At 40.0% G+C, this 20,145-nt stretch carries 19 protein-coding genes; 17 read left to right on the top strand and 2 right to left on the bottom strand.

Annotated features, from left to right (window positions below; genetic code table 11):
* The first annotated feature begins 16 nt into the window (after positions 1 to 16).
* The 16 genes from kdpA to AW17_RS16465 all read left to right on the top strand — a co-directional run bounded on the left by kdpA (position 17) and on the right by AW17_RS16465 (position 15,103).
* Entirely contained in the window at positions 17 to 1,735 is a 1,719-nt protein-coding gene (gene kdpA, locus AW17_RS16530) for a potassium-transporting ATPase subunit KdpA (protein ID WP_029278291.1), read from the top strand.
* Positions 1,736 to 1,864: 129 nt separating this feature from the next.
* Positions 1,865 to 3,892, top strand: a complete 2,028-nt coding sequence (gene kdpB, locus AW17_RS16525; RefSeq protein WP_029278290.1) for a potassium-transporting ATPase subunit KdpB — start codon at positions 1,865 to 1,867, stop codon at positions 3,890 to 3,892.
* Between the two features lie 105 nt (positions 3,893 to 3,997).
* Positions 3,998 to 4,558 carry a K(+)-transporting ATPase subunit C gene (locus AW17_RS16520; protein WP_029278289.1) on the top strand — a complete coding sequence of 187 codons (561 nt, stop codon included), beginning with the start codon at positions 3,998 to 4,000 and terminating at the stop codon, positions 4,556 to 4,558.
* 205 nt (positions 4,559 to 4,763) lie between these two features.
* On the top strand, positions 4,764 to 5,834 hold the full coding sequence (locus tag AW17_RS16515; protein ID WP_029278287.1) for a porin: 1,071 nt from the start codon (positions 4,764 to 4,766) through the stop codon (positions 5,832 to 5,834).
* Positions 5,835 to 6,011: 177 nt separating this feature from the next.
* Positions 6,012 to 6,260: a hypothetical protein gene (locus AW17_RS16510; protein WP_157280337.1), complete on the top strand. Its 249-nt coding sequence runs from the start codon at positions 6,012 to 6,014 to the stop codon at positions 6,258 to 6,260.
* 7 nt (positions 6,261 to 6,267) lie between these two features.
* Positions 6,268 to 7,398, top strand: coding sequence for a histidine kinase (locus AW17_RS16505; protein WP_029278282.1), 1,131 nt, complete (start codon positions 6,268 to 6,270; stop codon positions 7,396 to 7,398).
* Positions 7,399 to 7,486: 88 nt separating this feature from the next.
* Complete coding sequence (locus AW17_RS16500) at positions 7,487 to 7,849, top strand: hypothetical protein (RefSeq protein ID WP_029278280.1); 363 nt, start codon at positions 7,487 to 7,489, stop codon at positions 7,847 to 7,849.
* 191 nt (positions 7,850 to 8,040) lie between these two features.
* Positions 8,041 to 8,607 (top strand): SDR family NAD(P)-dependent oxidoreductase, encoded by a 567-nt coding sequence (locus tag AW17_RS16495; RefSeq protein ID WP_245235089.1) that lies wholly within the window; start codon positions 8,041 to 8,043, stop codon positions 8,605 to 8,607.
* A gap of 83 nt (positions 8,608 to 8,690) precedes the next feature.
* Positions 8,691 to 8,834, top strand: a complete 144-nt coding sequence (locus tag AW17_RS24980; protein ID WP_245235088.1) for a hypothetical protein — start codon at positions 8,691 to 8,693, stop codon at positions 8,832 to 8,834.
* Between the two features lie 157 nt (positions 8,835 to 8,991).
* The gene (locus AW17_RS16490) at positions 8,992 to 10,086 is read left to right on the top strand and encodes a hypothetical protein (RefSeq protein ID WP_157280336.1); all 1,095 of its coding nucleotides are present in this window, start codon (positions 8,992 to 8,994) and stop codon (positions 10,084 to 10,086) included.
* A gap of 127 nt (positions 10,087 to 10,213) precedes the next feature.
* A complete protein-coding gene (locus AW17_RS16485; RefSeq protein ID WP_245235087.1) occupies positions 10,214 to 10,816 on the top strand; it encodes an RNA polymerase sigma-70 factor in 603 nt (200 codons plus the stop codon).
* Positions 10,817 to 10,826: 10 nt separating this feature from the next.
* Positions 10,827 to 11,786 (top strand): FecR family protein, encoded by a 960-nt coding sequence (locus tag AW17_RS16480; protein WP_029278276.1) that lies wholly within the window; start codon positions 10,827 to 10,829, stop codon positions 11,784 to 11,786.
* A complete protein-coding gene (locus AW17_RS16475; protein WP_029278274.1) occupies positions 11,786 to 13,522 on the top strand; it encodes an STN and carboxypeptidase regulatory-like domain-containing protein in 1,737 nt (578 codons plus the stop codon). The genes AW17_RS16480 and AW17_RS16475 overlap by 1 nt, the downstream gene beginning before the upstream one ends.
* Positions 13,523 to 13,593: 71 nt before the next feature.
* Entirely contained in the window at positions 13,594 to 13,755 is a 162-nt protein-coding gene (locus AW17_RS24260) for a hypothetical protein (RefSeq protein ID WP_157280335.1), read from the top strand.
* A 309-nt stretch (positions 13,756 to 14,064) separates the two neighbouring features.
* On the top strand, positions 14,065 to 14,655 hold the full coding sequence (locus AW17_RS16470; RefSeq protein WP_083488740.1) for a YdeI/OmpD-associated family protein: 591 nt from the start codon (positions 14,065 to 14,067) through the stop codon (positions 14,653 to 14,655).
* A complete protein-coding gene (locus AW17_RS16465; protein ID WP_029278271.1) occupies positions 14,645 to 15,103 on the top strand; it encodes a DinB family protein in 459 nt (152 codons plus the stop codon). Before AW17_RS16470 ends, AW17_RS16465 begins: the two co-directional genes overlap by 11 nt.
* A 190-nt stretch (positions 15,104 to 15,293) precedes the next feature.
* Here AW17_RS16465 and AW17_RS16460 read toward each other — a convergent pair whose 3' ends face one another.
* A complete protein-coding gene (locus AW17_RS16460) occupies positions 15,294 to 15,827 on the bottom strand; it encodes a helix-turn-helix transcriptional regulator (protein WP_051691897.1) in 534 nt (177 codons plus the stop codon).
* A gap of 334 nt (positions 15,828 to 16,161) precedes the next feature.
* Between AW17_RS16460 and AW17_RS16455 the strand changes: the two genes are divergently transcribed.
* Positions 16,162 to 18,435: an alpha-galactosidase gene (locus AW17_RS16455; protein WP_209444274.1), complete on the top strand. Its 2,274-nt coding sequence runs from the start codon at positions 16,162 to 16,164 to the stop codon at positions 18,433 to 18,435.
* A 388-nt stretch (positions 18,436 to 18,823) separates the two neighbouring features.
* Here the strand turns inward: AW17_RS16455 and AW17_RS16450 are convergent, their stop codons facing one another.
* Positions 18,824 to 19,954, bottom strand: a complete 1,131-nt coding sequence (locus AW17_RS16450) for an FAD-dependent monooxygenase (RefSeq protein ID WP_083488739.1) — start codon at positions 19,952 to 19,954, stop codon at positions 18,824 to 18,826.
* Between the last annotated feature and the right edge of the window lie 191 nt (positions 19,955 to 20,145).

Raw genomic sequence — 20,145 nt, 5'->3', positions numbered from 1 at the left:
ATTAACAAATCAAAAAATGAACACTGAATTAACAGGCATTATCGCCACATTCCTGCTCACCCTGGTCATCGCAATACCATTGGGTAAATACCTGGCTAAGGTTTTTGCAGGAGAAAAAGTCTGGACAGATTTTTTAAAACCATTGGAAACTGGTATTTACAAGCTTTCTGGAATCAATATTAAAGAACAGATGAACTGGAAACAGCAGCTAAAAGCACTGCTTACCATTAATATATTATGGTTATTTTACGGTTTTTTTGTACTTATCTTTCAGGATAAACTCCCATTCAATCCGGATGGAAACCCTGGGATGACACCAGATCTGGCTTTTAATACCATTATCAGCTTTGTTGCCAACTGTAACCTGCAGCATTATTCGGGCGAAAGTGGCGTAAGTTACCTTACCCAGCAATATGTGCTCATGTTTCTTCAGTTTGTAAGCGCTGCAACAGGTATAGCCGCTGCAGTAGTCCTTTTCAAAGCTTTTAGAGATAAAACAACAACTGAGCTCGGTAATTTCTGGGAATTCTTTGTTAAATCAATTACCCGTTTATTATTGCCATTATCTTTTGTGATGGCAATAATCTTAACCTTTAGCGGTACCCCAGCAAGCTATGAAGGTAAAGATCAATTTATCTCGCTTCAAGGCGATACCGTACATGTTTCGAGAGGGCCAGCTGCTCAAATGATTGCCATTAAACATTTAGGCACAAATGGCGGAGGTTATTTTGGAGCCAATTCGGCACATCCATTTGAAAACCCAAGTTACTTTACCAATATGGTTGAGCTAATTGCGCAGGTAATTATTCCTATTGCAATGGTAATTGCATTTGGTTATTTCATCCGCAGGAAAAAACTTGCATGGACCATCTTTGGGGTTATGACCATCGGTCTGTTTATGTTGCTTTTACCGATGCTTAGCTCGGAGTTGGGCGGTAATCCGGCATTAGCTAAAATGGGTATCTCACAAACAACAGGCGCAATGGAAGGTAAAGAGGTTCGTTTTGGCCCGGCTGCCTCCGCTTACTGGGCAACTGTAACTACAATTATTTCTACCGGATCGGTAAACAGCATGCACGATAGTACCATGCCGATGTCAGGTACATGGCAATTACTTGGAATGATGATCAACTCATTCTACGGAGGCTGCGGCGTAGGTTTATTGAATTACTTCATTTACCTCATTGTTGCCGTCTTTATTTCAGGCTTGATGGTGGGCAGAACGCCAGAGTTTCTTGGACATAAGGTAGAAGCCAGGGAGATCAAGATTGCGGCCATTATCACTTTGTTAAGCCCGTTTTTGATCCTTGCCGGAACTGCCATCGCAAGTTATATTTTTACCAGTCATGGCGATGCTGCATGGGCTGTTCAGCCTAAAAACTGGCTCAATAACCCTGGTTTCCATGGATTCTCAGAAATGTTATACGAAATGACTTCATCCAACGCCAACAACGGCTCAGGGTTTGAAGGACTTGGCGATAACAATATCTTTTGGAATCTATCTACTGGTATTGTGATTTTCTTAGGCCGCTTCTTACCGATTATCGGACCTGTTGCCATCGCTGGATTATTAGGCGCTAAAAAATTCATCCCTGAATCTGCAGGTACACTTAAAACAGATACCAAAACCTTTGCCCTGATGACTTTTGCAGTTATTCTGGTACTGAACGCATTATCTTATTTCCCTGCCTTGGCACTAGGCCCTTTGGCAGAATATTTTACCATGCTTAAATAAATGAGAGTTGTCACATTGAGCCTGTCGAAATACAATCATTAAAAGTCCTTCGACAAGCTCAGGATGACAAACTACACCATAAATCTGTGAAATCAATTAAATCTGTGAAATCACATAATAAATAAAAAAATGAAACCCAATAATAAATTGTTCGAACCTGCCTTGGTGCAGACCGCACTAAAACAATCTTTCATCAAGCTTGATCCAAGGGTAATGGTCCGTAACCCGGTCATGTTTACTGTGGAAATAGGAACATTGGTAATGGCTTATGTTACTGTATACTCTTTTAGCCATAGTGGACAGGGATCGCCTTTATACAATTTCTTCATCTTTTTAGTTTTATTGCTTACCGTTCTGTTTGCAAACTTCGCCGAAGCCATTGCAGAGGCAAGAGGTAAAGCGCAGGCCGACAGCCTTCGTAAAACAAGGGAAGAAACACCTGCCAAAGTGCTTTTGGCGAATGGAACCATCGAGATCCGCTCATCCAACCAGTTAAAAAAAGGCGATGTGTTTATTTGCGAAACTGGCGATACCATTCCAACAGATGGAGAGATTATTGAAGGTATTGCCACTATCGACGAATCGGCCATTACCGGAGAATCTGCTCCTGTAATACGCGAATCAGGTGGTGATAAATCTTCGGTAACAGGTGGTACAAAAGTATTATCTGATGAGATTAAAGTTCAGGTAAGTACTGCCCCAGGCGAAAGCTTCTTAGATAAGATGATCGCCTTGGTTGAAGGTGCATCGCGTCAGAAAACACCAAACGAAATTGCTTTAACCATTTTACTGGCCAGTTTTACTTTGGTATTTATCATTGTATGTGTAACACTGAAACCTTTTGCTGATTACGCCAATACGCCGATTACCATTGCTGCATTGATCTCGCTGTTTGTATGTCTGATCCCAACCACTATAGGCGGACTTTTATCTGCCATTGGTATTGCCGGAATGGACAGGGCATTAAGAGCCAACGTAATTACCAAATCGGGTAAAGCGGTAGAAACTGCGGGTGATATTGATGTATTGCTTTTAGATAAAACTGGAACAATCACTATTGGTAACCGTAAAGCGACCAATTTTTATCCAACTGCAGGTGTAAACATTAAAGCTTTTACTGATGCCTGCGTACTGAGTTCTTTGGCTGATGAAACCCCAGAAGGAAAATCAATCATCGAGCTTGCTGCTGAGCAGGGTTTCAAATCTGCCGGAACACCTCAGGGATCTACGTTTATCAAATTTACCGCCGAAACCCGCTCAAGTGGATTAGATACCCTTGACGGAAGAAGAATTAGAAAAGGAGCTTTCGATTCGATCAGGAATATTGTCGAAAAAGCCGGAAATATTTTTCCTTCCGATATCGAAAATCATGTGAAGGCCATTGCTACCAATGGAGGAACGCCACTTGTGGTGTCTGAAAATGAAAAAGCCCTTGGCGTAATCGAACTTCAGGATATTATTAAGCCCGGGATCAGCGAACGTTTCGAACGTTTAAGGAAAATGGGTGTGAAAACCGTGATGGTTACAGGTGATAATCCATTAACAGCTAAATATATCGCAGAGAAAGCTGGTGTTGATGATTTTATTGCTGAGGCCAAACCTGAGGATAAAATGAATTACATCAAAGACGAACAGACCCTAGGTAAACTGGTAGCCATGATGGGGGACGGGACCAATGATGCTCCTGCCTTAGCACAGGCAGATGTTGGTGTAGCCATGAACAGTGGAACACAGGCTGCAAAAGAGGCAGGTAATATGGTCGATTTGGATAACGACCCTACTAAACTGATCGAGATCGTAGAAATCGGTAAACAATTACTGATTACACGTGGTACACTAACCACTTTCTCTATTGCGAATGATGTGGCCAAGTATTTCGCCATCGTTCCGGCATTGTTTATCGCTTCAATCCCTGCCTTGCAAAGCCTGAACATTATGGGGCTGCACTCACCAGAATCGGCAATCATGTCGGCTGTGATTTTTAACGCCATCATTATTCCAATCCTGATTCCCTTGGCATTAAAAGGAGTGGCCTATAAACCTATCGGCGCAACTGCCTTATTGCGCAGAAACCTATTTATATATGGTATTGGTGGTGTAGTAGCTCCATTTATAGGGATTAAAATAATCGATTTATTGGTCGGTCTATTTGTGTAAAGTATTCGTCATTCCCGCGTAGGCGGGAATCTTAAATCTATTGCATTAAGATTCCCAATCAAGTTGGGAATGACGAATCGAATAAAAAATTAAAAGAATATAAAAATGAAAAAGTACATCATTCAATCTATCCGCTTAACCCTAGTGCTATTGGTACTGTTATGCGTAGTATATCCAATTACTGTGGCCTTTATTGGCAAAATGTCTAAAGGGAACGGTGGAGGAGAAAAAATCACCAAAAATGGTAAAACAGTTGGTTATGCGCTATTAGGCCAATCTTTTACCAAACCGCAATATTTCTGGGGAAGACCATCGGCAGTTGCTTACAACGCAGCGGGTTCTGCAGGCTCTAACAAAGGTCCATCTAACCCCGATTATTTAAAAGAAGTGCAGTCGCGTATCGATACCTTATTGAAATACAACCCGGGTATCAAAAAATCTGATATCCCTGCCGATATGGTTACTGCATCAGGAAGTGGACTTGATCCCAATATTTCTGAGCAAGGTGCCGCTATTCAGATCCAGAGGGTTGCAAAAGCCAGAAATCTAGATGAGAAAAAGGTGAAAGAGCTTGTTGCCATGAATACCCTTAAGCCCTTTATGGGAATGTTCGGGCCATCATCGGTAAATGTGTTGAAACTAAACCTTGCCCTTGATGAGCTTTAAATGGCCGTTTGTTGTCTGTCCGAAAGCATTTGCCAAAACTTAAGGGATAGATAACAACGGAGACAGGTTGCGGAGGATCGTCATTCCCAACTCGATTGGGAATCTTAATGCTAATGTATCGTGTATTAAGATTCCCGCCTGCGCGGGAATGACGACACAATGATACCCCACTAAAAACAATCAGATCAAATAAATAGAAATACAGATGAAAAAATTATTATTACTTGCCGCTACACTTACCATCACATTTTTTGCAAAAGCACAGGAAGAACCCAAAATTAAAGTAACAGGTTATCTTGAAGCCTATTATGGATACGATTTTAACAAACCAGCCGACCATAACCGCCCAGGTTTTATTTATTCGCATAACCGTGCAAACGAGGTAAACCTGAACCTTGGATTTATTAAAGCGGCATACGATACCGGAAATATCCGCGCAAACTTAGCGGTCATGGCCGGAACTTATGCCAATGCCAATCTTGCTGCCGAACCTGGGGTATTAAAAAATATCTTCGAGGCCAATGCTGGCGTGAAATTATCGAAGTCGGAAAACCTTTGGATTGACGCCGGAATATTTTCTTCGCATATTGGTTTTGAAGGTGCGGTTTCGAAAGACTGTTGGGTACTCACCAGGAATATTTCTTCAGAGAATACCCCTTATTACGAGTCGGGTGCGAAAATTACCTATGGCACCAAAGATGGAAAATTTACAGCAACAGCACTTTACCTGAACGGATGGCAACGTATTACCCGCCAGAATGGAAATAATAAACCTGCGGGCGGACTACAGCTGAGCTGGAAACCTACGGCTAAGATAACGGTAAACTACAGCAATTACCTTGGAGCAGAGGGCGCTGATTCGGTTAGGGTAAACAGGTTTTACCACAACGTTTATGGTATCTTTCAGGTTACCGATAAATTTGGTGTAACTGTTGGTTTTGACTATGGAACGCAGCAGAAAGCAAAAGGCAGCGATGATAAAAACGAGGTGATCTCACCAGTGGCAATCCTTCAATATAAATTTACACCAAAATGGGCTGTTGCCGGAAGGTTCGAATATTATGAAGATAAAAACGGGATCTTTATCGCCACCGGAACACCAGAAGGTTTTAAAACCAAGGGTTACTCGTTAAACCTTGATTATTCGCCTATAGCAAATGCAGTAATCAGATTGGAAGGAAAAGCCTACGATAGCAAGGATAAAATCTTTGTGAGGGATGCAGCAGCAGTAAATGCCAATGCAACCCTTACAGCGAGTATAGCGGTTTCTTTTTAAAATTTAATAGGATTCGTCATTACCAGCTTAATTGGTAATGACGATTACCCTTTAAGATTTGTCATCCTGAGCTTGTCGAAGGACTAGCCAAAAATGTATGGTAAAGCGTTTCGACAGGCTCTCCGTAGGAGTCCTTTGGACAACGTGACAGATTGGTATAATTTTAATATTAAAACAATGCACCCTTACATAGAAATCTTGTTCAGTCTGTTTTTAGCATTCTTTGGAATGTTAATGATGAGAAAATTAAGCTCATTAAAAAGGAAAAGAACATCTGCTATCAAAAAAAGTTATGCTACTGAAAAATACTTTAAACTGATTTCCAGAAAGATTTCACTTAAATTTATGATGGTATTATTTACCCTTATGATGATTATCACAGTTACTATATTGATAGAGAAGGGAATAATGAGTGTTACCTGGTAAAAAGATCATGGAAGAAGAACAAAAAGAAGAATCGGTCAGGCATTTTTTGGATCTGGTGAAGAAATCAAGGCGCGGAAAGCTCAAAATTTATATCGGCATGAGTGCCGGTGTAGGTAAAACATACCGTATGCTCCAGGAATCGCATGCCTTGCTGCGGAATGGAGTAGATATTTGTATCGGTTATGTTGAAACCCACAAAAGAGCAGAAACAGAAGCCCTTGTTGCAGGCCTTCCCATTATTCCGCGAAGGAAAATTTTCTATCGTGGCAAAGAAATCGAAGAGATGGACCTGAAAGGAATTATGAACCGCCATCCCGAGATTGTTATTGTTGATGAACTTGCTCATACCAATGCCGAGGGCAGCAAAAATACTAAACGCTGGCAAGATGTTTTCGACTTGCTAGAAGCAGGGATCAGCGTGATCTCGGCTGTTAATATCCAACACCTGGAAAGCATTAATGAGGAAATTGAGCAGATTACGGGAATATTGGTTACCGAACGTATCCCAGATAAGATATTGGAAATTGCCGATGAAATCGTAAATATCGACCTTACCGCTGACGAATTGGTTACCCGCCTTAAAGAAGGTAAAATTTATGATCAATCAAAAATTGAAAGGGCACTTGGCAATTTTTTTCAGTCTGATAAAATTCTTCAACTGCGCGAACTGGCCTTAAAAGAGGTGGTGCATCAGGTAGAACGGAAAATCCAGACCGAAATTCCAAAATCAATCAAACTTCGGCCTGAACGTTTTTTAGCCTGTATTTCTTCTAATGCCGAAACTGCAGGTGTAGTGATCAGGAAAACTGCAAGACTGGCTTCCTATTACCGATCGCCATGGATTGTACTGTATGTGCAGAGTGATAGTGAAAGCATGGAACGTATTAAACTCGATAAACAGCGTCATCTGATTAATCATTTTAAACTGGCTACCGAGCTTGGAGCCGAAGTGATCAAAGTAAAGAGTAATGCGATAACCAAAACCATCATCGATATTGCCAACGAGAAAGAAGTTACCACCATTTGTATTGGGAAACCCCATCTTAATATTTTTCAGGTCATTCTGCGTACGGCGGTTTTTAATGGTTTATTGAAGAATCTGGCGATGAAGGATATTGATTTGGTTATCCTATCGTAAATAACGATGGCTGTCCACATCATACTCAAATAATCAAAACCATATCCCTTTATATCGGTTTGAAATAATAGGACCTAATAGAAGCAATATGGAAAAAAAAGATACCAAAACACATTTGATTAACGAGATCACCACTATAGGATTACAAACTGCGGCTAAGAAATTGGGCGCTTCGGCAAGTAAAGCACAGATTAGAAAAGGTATTTCTAAAAACATCAGTTTAATTGATAAATTATTGCGCATTGCGCTGATTAAAAGTAAAGATTCGTCGAAAAGGGTACAAAGAGACATAGACTTTGTTGGCCTGGGAATTATTGCAGCACATACCTTTTACCGCGGCATTAAAAAGAAAAAACGATTGTTGATTTTTGAAGGTATTTTTCTCACCGCTGCACTTGGAGGGGTATTATTGGCCACGCAGTTTAAGGCTGCAAAGCAACCAGGTAAATAACATTTAAATTTGTTTAAGATTTTCTGCTCTTCCTTTTTGGACTTCTACTGGTTCTAAAATAATGCCCAGCTTGCCCAAGCCCCACAATCGAATTTTAGCATATTTCCATGACAATTTTTAGCCAGAAAATTATTCAATTTATATCATGCACATAGCATAGAAATTTTATGGTAAATATTATTTAAATAAGGATGGATTTACAGTTAAAGCATAAAACGGCTTTTATAAGCGGTTCTACCGCTGGGATCGGACTCGCAATTGCCGAAAGTTTATTAAAAGAAGGTGTAAAAGTAATTATCAATGGCCGGTCGCAAAGCAGTGTAGATGATGCAGTCAGATCATTGCAAGGTATTGCTGGGAACGAATTTATTTCAGGAATAGCTGCTGATTTTTCGAAAGCCGATGAAGTAAATGACCTGATCGATAAACTTCCGGAGATAGATATTCTGATCAATAACGCAGGCATTTTTGAACCTAAAGCTTTTGAAGAGATCAGTGATGACGATTGGTTTAGGTTTTTCGAAGTTAACGTAATGAGTGGAATCAGGTTATCGCGGCAGCTATTCCCCAAAATGTTAAAGAAAAATTGGAGGAGGATTATTTTTATCTCCAGCGAATCGGCAGTGTTTATCCCGGATGAAATGATCCACTATGGCATGACTAAAACTGCACAGCTGGCGGTTAGCCGTGGTTTGGCAGAATTAACCCAAGGTACCGGGGTAACCGTCAATTCAATTTTGCCAGGCCCTACCAAATAAAAGGGGTAGGTGTTTTTATTGAAGATTTAGCCAAAAAAGGAAATATTACTATTGCTGAGGTAGAAGCCGATTTCTTTAAGAACATGCGGCCCATTTCCTTACTGCAACGCTTTCTCGATGTGAGTGAAATTGCAAATGCGGTTACTTTTTATGTAAGTCCGTTAGCCTCCGGAACCAATGGGGCTGCAATTAGGGTAGAAGGCGGTTTGGTGAGATCGATATTGTAGCTGATTTAGGCGTTTATATTATGCTGGTGAACTTTTAACTTATCATTTTCAGCTGCTAAAAAAAGACTTTTAATAATATTGGAGGGCAAGAAATATTTTTTTGCCGCACGTAGGGGTAAGTGTCGTGTTTGTTGTCTCATTTTAAAATTAGACAGAAATGAACACAACTTCGACAAAAATTAAAAACAGCTTGGCTACAAGCATTAACTTCAAAAAAGCATCTGGCGTTAAAGCATTAGGTTTAGCTATACTATTAAGCACAGGTTTAAATGGTTTTGCACAAGAAGGCAAAAAAAGTAAAGTAAATGTGGGTTTTGTATACCCGGTAAGCACAAACGGAACCCATGCCGCACTAGATACAAATGTATTTTCTTTAAACGTTTTGGTTGGTGTATCGGCAGCAGAAAAAGGGCTCTCATTTGCAGGCCTTTCCAATATCGTGCGTAAAAATGCTAGTGGTACACAGTTCGCAGGTTTTTCTAACCACATTGGTGGCAAAGCAAGTGGGGCACAGTTTGCGGGTTTTATCAATACTTATGGTGGAGGGAATGGGGCCGCTATTGCAGGTTTCGCCAATATCTCAAAAGAAAACAGTGGCGCGCAGGTAGCTGGTTTTATGAACTGGACTTCGAAAAATGTTTCTGCCGTGCAGGTTGCAGGTTTTATGAATAAGGCTGCCGATGTAAAAGGTTCACAAATTGCAGGTTTTATCAATGTGGCAAAGAAAGTAAAAGGCGTTCAGCTTGCTGGTTTTATTAACGTGGCCGATAGCAGTGATTATCCGATTGGGATTATCAATATTGTTAAAAATGGCGAGAAAAGCATTGCTTTAACTACCAACCAGAATTTAACGACCATGGCCACATTCAGATCGGGCGGGAAAGTATTATATGGTATTATCGGCGCTGGTTATAACTTTAAAAATAAAGATGAAGTTTATGCTTTCGAAGCAGGTTTAGGTGCTCACTTTTTTCAATCAGAACACTTTAGGCTAAATGCAGAACTTACCTCGGGTTCATTGCAAAACTTTAAACGTGGCAATTATTTCAAATCTACCTTTCAGTTACTGCCTTCGCTTAGGATAGGTCAGAATTTAGAAATTTTTGCTGGGCCATCGTTCAATTTTGTATCAACCAATACCGAAGAAGGAAAAACCCTACAGAAACACTATGTGAAAAGCTGGGATAGAAAAGACAATACCCTACATGCCCTGTTTTTAGGTTATACAGGTGGTTTGGCCATTAGTTTTTAAAATGAATGATTGAATAATTAAATGATTTATTGAGTGAGTTTTGAATGAGGGAATGATTGAGCTTCGCATACATCCAACACTTACTCAATAAATCATTCAAGATTCAATAATTAATAAACATATATATTTGATTACAATTAAACCCGTGGAATTAACAGTAGTAGCTTCCGAAATCAGCCATCAATACCATGATGATACCGCATTTGAACATTTGTTCAAAACGCATTACAATGCACTGCACGCTTATGCTCAGGTGATTTTAAAAGATGAAGATGTTGCTGAAGAAATTGTACAGGGAATGTTCTTAAAGTTTTGGGAAAAGAGAGAAAACCTTAAAATACAATCTATAAAAGCATACCTCTACAAATGTGTTTACAACGATAGTTTAAACTACATTAAACAGGAAAAAACCAAAAGCAAATACCAGGAATTTACGGTACACACCATGAATACAGAACATGAACCTGCTGCTGCAAAAATCGAATTTACTGAACTACAGCAGCATTTAAGAGATGCCCTGAACCATTTACCAGAACAATGCCGCACCATTTTTCAAATGAGCAGGTTCGAAGAATTGAAATACCGCGAAATTGCCGATCATTTAGGGCTATCAATCAAAACGGTAGAAAATCAAATGGGAAAGGCTTTAAGGATTTTAAGACTAAAACTTGCCGATTTCCTGGTGTTTATTTTACTCGGATTATGGTATTACAACGATTTTTTTAATTAGAAGAAAGCGCATGACTGATGAATTATTGATAAAGGTTCTTCTAAAAGAAAGTACTATAGAAGAAAATGAAAAGGTAGAAAAGTGGCTAAACGCTGCTGAAGCCAATAAAAAACATTTTACCCAGTTAGAAACCATATGGCAGGTAAGCAACACCCTAAAAAATGAAAACAAAAGGGATGAAGAACAGGCATGGGCAAGTTTTAAGGCGAGAAGAGCAGATTTAAAACAGCAAGGTAACAACGTTAAGCGGTTAAATGTTGCTAAAGTTTGGCTAAGGATGGCTGCGGTATTGTTTATTGCCGTTGGGGGATGGATCGCATATAGTTTATACGGCCCCGGAAAATATACTGAACTCACGGCTACCTACCAGGTACGTACCGAAACCTTACCTGACGGATCGGCGCTTACCTTAAACAAGAATACCAAAATAAGCTATGCCACTAACTTTAAAAACAACAGAAAACTGAAGTTGGAACAAGGTGACGTGTTTTTTGATGTAGCCAAAGATAAAACGCATCCTTTTGTAATCGACATCGAAAAGATCAGTGTAGAAGTGGTAGGTACCTCGTTCAACATCAAACATATTAAAAAGGATACTGAAATTAACGTAGAAACCGGAATTGTGAAGGTTCGCCTGGCCAATGATGAGATTAAGCTTTATAAGGGCGAAAAAATTATCATTAATGACAATACCCGTAAACTGGTAAAAGAACAAAGTACCGATCAGCTTTACAATTACTACCGTAGCAATCTGTTTCAGGCGAATAACATTTCTTTATCCAAGCTGGTGAATACTTTGAATGAGGCTTATGGAAGCAACATCACTTTGGATGAAAAGATTAAAGGTTTAACAATCAATACCACTTTAAAGATGGGATCGATAAACCAGAATCTTGAAATTATCTGCCAAACCTTTAATTTACAGTTGACCCGTAATGGCAACACCATTTTGTTGTCTGCTAAAAAATAATGAAGACAGGACTAATTATTTTATTGCTCTTTATTTCGGGCTATTGTAGCGCACAGGTTGCCACAGTCGATTATAGAAGGAATTTATCAAAAGGAGTAAGCTTAAATGTTAAGCAGGAACGGGTTGGCAATGTTTTGCAGATGATAAGCAAAGCTGGCGGATTCTATTTTTCTTATAATGGTGTACTGTTCCGACAGGATAGCCTGGTTAGCCTGAATGTTAAAAATGTTCCAGTGCGCGAGGTTTTAGATCAGCTATTTGATGGTAAGGTAGATTATAAAGAAAATGCCGAATACATTATTCTTCGCTATGCCGTAAATCATTTAACAATAGAAGCAGAACACATTGCCAACGGCGACAATGAATATGCAATAAGCGGTTATGTAGTTGATACCCGAACAGGCAATAAAGTTAAACAGGCCAGTGTTTACGAAAAAAAACTGCTTCAGGCTGCACTTACAGATAACAATGGTTATTTTACATTGCGTATTAGAGGCGAGCACAATGGCGTAATTTTAACGGCAAGTAAAGAAACCTATCGCGATACAGCCCTGGTTTTCCTGGCTGACATCAATATAAAACCTGAGAAATACGAAGATCCGGACAAAGAGAAAGGCGCATTTTTTACCAACACATTTGGAGGGCGGGGTATATGGCGTTTTTTGCTTTCCTCAAAGCAACGCATCCAGAATCTTAATATTCCTGATTTTTTGGCACAGACACCATTTCAGGCATCGTTTACCCCTGGCTTAAGTTCGCATGGCAGCATGAGTTCTAGTGTAGTAAACAAGGCATCTTTAAATGTACTTGGTGGTTATACTGCCGGAACAAATGGCTTTGAAATAGCTGGTGCGTTTAATTTAACCAAAGGCGATATAAAAAAGATTCAGGTAGCGGGCTTGTTCAATGTAGTTGGCGGATCAGTAAAAGGCACTCAATTTTCGGGTGCCTACAACGATGTAAATATGAATGTAGATGGTTTGCAGGTGGCCGGTTTATTAAATAGGGTAGAAAGTAAGGTTAGAGGAGCGCAATTGGCCGGGATGGGCAATCTTGCTGGCAAAGATGTTAAAGGAGTGCAAGTAGCCGGACTGATTAATGTGAGTAAAAATACCACAGGGGTTCAGCTGGCAGGTGTATTGAATAAAACCTCAGGCCGTTTAAAGGGTATGCAGCTTGCCGGACTGGTTAATCAAGCTAAAAACATGGACGGTTTTCAACTGGCTGTGGTAAATCTGGCCGATTCATCATCGGGTATCAGTATCGGGTTGATCAACCTATCCAATAATGGCTACCGCAAAATAACAGTATATAACAACGAGGTAATCAATACCAACATCGCCTTTAAAACCGGAAATGCCAAATTATATACCTTATTAATTGCGGGTAAAAATTTTTCAGATACTGCCCAGGCATTTACTTTTGGATTAGGCCTTGGTTATGATTTTATATTAAACAAACGTTTTGCTATCTCCGCCGAAGGAACCATTCAATCCATATATCTCGGCAATTTTGAAGAAGCAAACAACCTCTATAGGCTCCAGGCAAATCTGCAGTTTAATGTTTTGTCGAGGCTTGCTTTTTTTGCAGGACCCGCGTATTCGTATTACGTGAAGGGAGAAGCTACTCCTGTCGAAAATTATAAAAAGGAAGTGGCGCCTGCCTGGAGCCATCATTTTAAAAACGATGCACAAGGTTGGTTGGGTTGGAATTTTGGCGTTATGGTTTCGCTATAGATCGTTTATTTTTGCCAATTTAATGAGTTCAATTAATTAAATGGCTATATTTGATTACCAATTTTAATCTTATGTTATTATTTGCGGTTCCGCTATATTTTATTGCCTTTTTTGGTTGGATCATTTACGCTTCCTTGATTAAGAAAAACTTGAAACAAAACATGCCAATGTTTTATTTTGGAGGCGTGTTTAGCTTGATCTGGATTGTGATTGTAACCATTGCCTATATTTAAGTACATCAATCATTATAAGGTCTGACTCCTGTTGCACCATCATTTTAAAAACGCAGATCAAATTGGTTGCTTGAACTTAAGGCTTACCTTTTCATCGTAAACTTAGTATTCTACTGTCTTCACTGTTGCATTGCCAGCCTTTTCTTTAATATTGATTAGATTCATTTCGTTTATACCTTTGAAATCTATAACCAGATAAAGAAGGAGAGCTGACGGCTCAAACTGAATAAAATTGTTTTCTAAGGGTTTTTATAAAAGATAAAATCACCACTGCCATAGGGTTGTCACTCCGCCTGCTAAATTTGCTGCATGTTTAAAATAATTGATGGATCAATTGTTCCTGAAAATTATTTTATTAATTGCGAAATAGTGGAAAACAAAGTAAAAGATATAGAAACTTTTTGTCCCGTCAACATCAAAGAATGGCGGGATTGGTTAGCTGCCCATCATGAGCTTAAATCGTCAGTTTGGCTTGTTTATGGCAAAAAGGGTTCTGGTTTGCCAAGCATTACCTGGAGCGAAGCTGTAGATGAGGCCCTTTGTTTCGGCTGGATAGACAGTATAAAAAAGCCCATAGATAAGGAGAGGTTTATGCAGTTTTTCTGTAAACGGAAACCCAATAGCATTTGGTCGAAAATCAATAAGGAAAAGGTAAAGCGCCTGTTGGCACAAAAACTTATCGCAAAAGCAGGTTTAGAAGCCATTAAAAAGGCCAAAAAAAATGGGTCGTGGACCGCTTTGGATGCAGTAGAAACACTTAAAATACCTAAAGATTTAGCCTTAGAATTTAAAAACAGTAAAGACGCAAAGATTTTTTTTCTTGGCCTAAGTAAATCTGCTAAGAAAGCCATCTTACAATGGATTGTACTGGCAAAAAAAGAAGAAAACTATGATTACTAAAAGCGAATTACTACAGCATTGGTTAGGCCACAGAAAACTAACCAGAAAAACCATTGAAAAATTTCCCGAGAAAGAATTATTCGAATTTTCAGTGGGTGGAATGAGGCCTTTTTCTTCATTAATTAAAGAGTTGTTATCGATTAATGTTCCTGGTTTAAAAGAAATGGTCACTAGAGAAACAGCTCCCTTTAGTCATGATCTTCCGTTTAGTAACAAAGAAGAGCTACTAACAAAATGGGATGAGGATACCCCAAAAATTGTGGGATACTTTAACCAAATCTCTGAAGATCAGCTTCACGAAACAATTAAATTATTCGGGCAGTACGAGTTTTCGATCATTAGCCACCTTTTGTATTTCATTGATAACGAAATACATCACCGCGGGCAAGGTTTTGTATATTTAAGGGCCTTAGGCATTGAGCCTCCATTTTTCTGGGACCGTTATTAAACAATAAAAAGGTTTTATGATAAGTTGTAATTTCCTTTGGTGTTTGTCAGGTTGAATCGGGACAATTAGTCGAAACGTCTTGGAATACATTTAAACAGTGCCCTCGATTGGCAAATTCCAATATAAGGGTCGTCATCTCGACCGAAGCAACGCGGAGCGGAGAGATCTTTGGACTATGTTACCGAAAAGTTTAAAGATTTCTCCTCCAAAGGAGTTCCTTTGGAACACTACGGTCGAAATGACGATACTTTATATGGGTTATTTTTTTCTTTAAGGTACTATTGAGTAAAACATCGATAATGTTAGGCAGGTAATCATTAGATTTAAAATCGTTTTTAAGATGTATTGTGTCTTTTAAATGCAGGAAATCTCTTTTTTGATGCACCTGAAAAGAACTTTTTATTTTGATAAGTGCTACCTCAAAATGTTTTTTAATAAACTCGGTTTCATGTTTCTGCATCACTTTTTCGGCAACCATTAAGCTGAGAATTTCTTCCTGACTAAACCTTGAGGGCTGTAGCCTAAACCCTTCCATAATCGAATAACCAGATCCTGATTCATTTACGATCGGAATGCCGGCAATCTCCAGGGCTTTTAAATCCCTGTAGATCGTTCTTATACTGATTTCGAACCGCTCTTGTAATTCTGCTGTAGTGACTACAGATTTAGATTGCAATAGAAAAAATATCTGTAATATCCGGTCAAATCTTTTGGTAATATCCATTTTTAAAAATGTTGGGTATTTAATTAAACAGCTAATTTATATGGCTTGCCCCTTAGCGGAGAAATTGCTTTGGCAATACGCTTTCTGATGAAGATTTTACAAGTTCAAGAATTTTGGGTTGAACGCTTAAAAAGCGATTGCTATCTTTGCTTTAACGCTTTAATGTGTTCAGATTAAATTTCTGGGCACATTTTTAGCTTAATACATTAGCTAAAGATTCTATTTGGCCTTTTTATAATGTTACCTGGGATTTCAGTCGATTTATTGATAAAACATTCAACGTTCGTAAAATCTCCGCAATTTCCATATTTTAGCATGACCGACAACAAAGAATATGCTGAAATTAATAGGGCTGAAAAGTACAATCGCCTTAAAACTAACCAAATTGCCTGCAGGTAATGCCCATCCACTTTATAAAGTAATTGTATTGCTGTTTGCGATGGTTTTAAATTATGGATTTGCCGAAGCCTTAGCCCAGCAGATCCCAGTTTGGAAAAGCACCCAGGATAATTTGAGTACTGTAGATTGGCTTGTTCATGCAGAAGGCCACCCTGCGGCTGTTTTTAAAAGTGCAGATCAAAAGGATATTATTTTAAGCAATGGCCTGCTTAAGCGGGTGTTTCGTTTATCGCCAAACGTGGCTTGTACCGATCTTCGCAACCTGAGTACTGGCGAGCAGTTGCTTAGGTCAATTAAACCTGAGGCCCAGGTGAGTATTAATGGCAAAAAACACAACATTGGCGGTTTATATGGCCAGAAAGAAAATGCCTACATTACTATTGGCATACTGGCCAGTTTGAAAGCGAATGCAAGAGATTTTCAGTTCCAGGAATATGAAATTACTGCATTGCCACAGTTTATCAAATGGAAACCAGGCTCCATGTGGACGGCTAATCCAAAAAATCCAACAGGCAAAACATTAACATTTACCTATAAAAGTTCAGACGCGAAACTAAACGGTGTTTTGGTTAAGGTAAATTATGCACTGTACGATGGACTTCCATTGATGACCAAATGGGTAACGGTAGAGAATAAAACGGATGCTGCAATCAAGATTGATCAGGTGGTAAATGAGGTGCTCGGCGTAGTAGAAGAAGAAAGCGCTGTTGTGGGTGGTACCGATAAAATGAAAACACCACATGGTATTTATATCGAAAGTAATTTTGCCTTTAACAATGCCATGAAGTACAGCTTAAGTGATCAGAGCACGCATTGGAAGGCCGATAGCCTTTATACCTCACAGGTGAATTACGATAAAACCACCCCTTGTTTATTGGAGGTATACCCAGATAAGGGCGTGAATGTTGAACTGGCTGCAGGCGAGGTATTCAGCTCTATCCGCACCAACGAGCTTTTAATGGATAGTTATGATCGGGAAAGACGGGGTTTGGCCATTCGTAAAATGTACCGCGTTATTGCACCGTGGACAACTCAAAATCCAATCTTTATGCACCTGGTGAGCAAGAACGATCAACAGGTAAAGAATGCCATTGATCAGTGTGCGGCAACCGGATACGAAGCGCTGATTTTAAGTTTTGGAAGCCACCTGAATATGGAAGATTCTACCGCATCAAATATCCAGAAGTGGAAAAACCTTACCGAATATGCCCATGCTAAAAATATAAAGATTGGCGGTTATTCGCTTTTTAGTTCCAGAAGAATTAGTGATGAAGATGATGTGATTAGTCCGCTGACTGGAAAACCAGGAGGTGCCTTTTTCGGTAACGCACCGTGTTTTGGTAGTAAATGGGGTTTGAGTTATCGCGATAAAATCAAATACTTTTTCCAAAAAACAGGATTCGACATCTGGGAAAACGACGGGCCTTACCCTGGCGATGTATGTGCCTCAACCACTCACCCGGGACACAAAGGGCTAGCCGATAGCCAATGGACACAGATGGAAATACAAAAGGAACTTTACCACTGGTTAAGTGAACGGGGCGTTTACATCAATGCACCCGACTGGTACTTTTTAGATGGCACCAATAAAATTGCAATTGGCTATCGCGAAGTGAATTTTTCGTTGCCAAGGGCCAACCAGATGATTTTGAACCGACAGAATATTTTTGATGGTACCTGGGAGAAAACACCGAGTATGGGCTGGGGTTTTGTGCCACTTACGGCCTATCAGGGAGGAGGGGCAGAAGCTGTACTCGAGCCACTCGCCGATCACCTTAAAGATTATAAACAGTTGATGATGCAATATTATGGGGCAGGGGTTCAGGCCTGTTATCGTGGTCCCCGCCTATATGATACCGAAGCGACCAAAGAAACTGTAAAGGGCGTAATCAATTGGTACAAACAATACCGCGATATTCTCAATAGCGACATTATCCACTTACGCAGGGCCGACGGCAGAGATTGGGATGGTATTTTACATGTAAACCCTAGCCTGAAAACAAAGGGCTTGCTAATGGTATATAATCCTTTAGATCAGGATATAGAAAGGGTAATTTCTGTTCCTTTATATTATGCAGGCATAAGCCGTAATGTGATCGTAACCGATGAAGCAGGAAAGAAAACGAGCCATGTGGTAGATGCATCACATAAAATTCAACTTAAAATCAAGATCAAGGCAGAAGGGTATACCTGGCTTAAGATGGAATAGACTGTTGAAATATTGCCAAAGAAAAGAGGTTGTATCACAAAGGCGATTTTACATCAAATGCTGCCATCTTGTCCAAGGACTTCTACGGAGAGTTTGTCGAAACACCTTGAAGCGTATTTCATAGGTCCTTCGACAACCTATCATTGACAGGTTCCAAAAGAAAGGTCGTCATTGCGAGGAACGAAGCAATCTTAAAGCGTGCGCTAGTAGCGATCGTTGTAAGATTGCTTCGTCGGCTGAAAAAGCCTTCTCGCAATGACGATACTTGGAGGGGATTTATTATCTTTTAAATTCTCCCTTCATTTTTATAAAATAAATTATCTCTTAGGATGACAAATTCTATATTTATGATACAATCTCTTTTAGCATTAGCCAAAATTCTGATTTTTTATACAAACCACCGTGCCATTGCTTTTTGCATTTCGCTAATTTCTACCACATTATCAGTAGCCCAGGCCACAATTCCATCGGGGCGGATCAATGCAGCAGTAAGATTGAGTTGTTCTTTCGCGTGAGTCGAAATATAATCGATCTGGTTGTATTCACTAGCCAACTTTTTCAGTGAGGTATCATGGTCAAAATTGAGCAGTATGCCCCGGCCATTATGCATCAGTTCGCCAATTTTTGTTCCATTTTCAAATTCAAAGTTAGGAACACTGCAACCAACCAGCGGATGCTTTCCACCAAGATTAATTTGAGTAGAAACACCCCAAACCCTGCCCGCAAAATAGGTGGCGCCATCAACGGTATTGATGAGGTCGGTAACAATAGTATGCAAAGCGCGTGCATCGGGCTCGGGTTTCATAATTGCTGCCTGAGCACGAGACCAGTTGAGTACTTGCGCACCAATTGGGTGCCGTTCTGTACCATAACTATCCAATAAACCTTCAGGAGCTTTGCCGTGGATGGTGGCTGCAAGTTTCCAGCCCAGATTCATGGCATCACCTAAACCCAGGTTAAGCCCCTGGCCACCTAAAGGTGCGTGGATGTGCGCAGCATCTCCAGCTAAAAATATGCGGCCGTTGCGGTAGCTTGTGGCTTGCCTTGCGCGGTCGGTCCAGGTGCTTGCAATATGGAGCGTACTGATGGTAACATCGGTGTTTGAAACATGGCGCAGTACCTCTTGCAGATGTTCTCGTGTAACTGGCTTTGCCGAATCATGAAATGCACCACCATCAAAATCCTGTATGGCCAGGTAACCTGGCTGCGATTGCATGTACATCCCTGTTGGGGTTACGTTTCGACCTGGTTTAAGCAGTTCTGGATTGAGGATGTCTACCTTAGCTGAGTAACCCGTAAATTCAGGCTCAGTTCCGGCAAATTCGAAACCACCGGTTTTGCGTACTGCGCTCCGGCTGCCATCGCAACCTACAAGCCATTTACTTTCGAAAGATTGCCCACCCGCCTCTACAGTTACACCTTCGTTATTTTGATGGAAGCCCGTAACGGCAAAACCTCGTTTAATTTCGACACCCAAGGTTGCTGCGCGCTGTGAAAGTACCTTTTCCAGCTCCTCCATTTCAGTAATTAAACTGCTAGGAATTATTTGCTGAAAATTATATCTTATTTACGCCTAATCCCGCTTTATCGTCCTGCTGAATTTATTTCAGCATCTTTTTAGCGTGAAAGACCCTGAAATAAATTCAGGGTGACGACCGTCTTAACAGAAAACTTGATTAAAACGCCACAAAATGAGATTTAATAATCGAA

This window comes from Pedobacter borealis DSM 19626 (assembly GCF_000708285.2).
Classification (GTDB): Bacteria; Bacteroidota; Bacteroidia; order Sphingobacteriales; family Sphingobacteriaceae; genus Pedobacter; species Pedobacter borealis.
The sequence above is the reverse complement of the archived record's forward strand: the minus strand, read 5'-3'. Positions and strand labels throughout refer to the sequence as shown.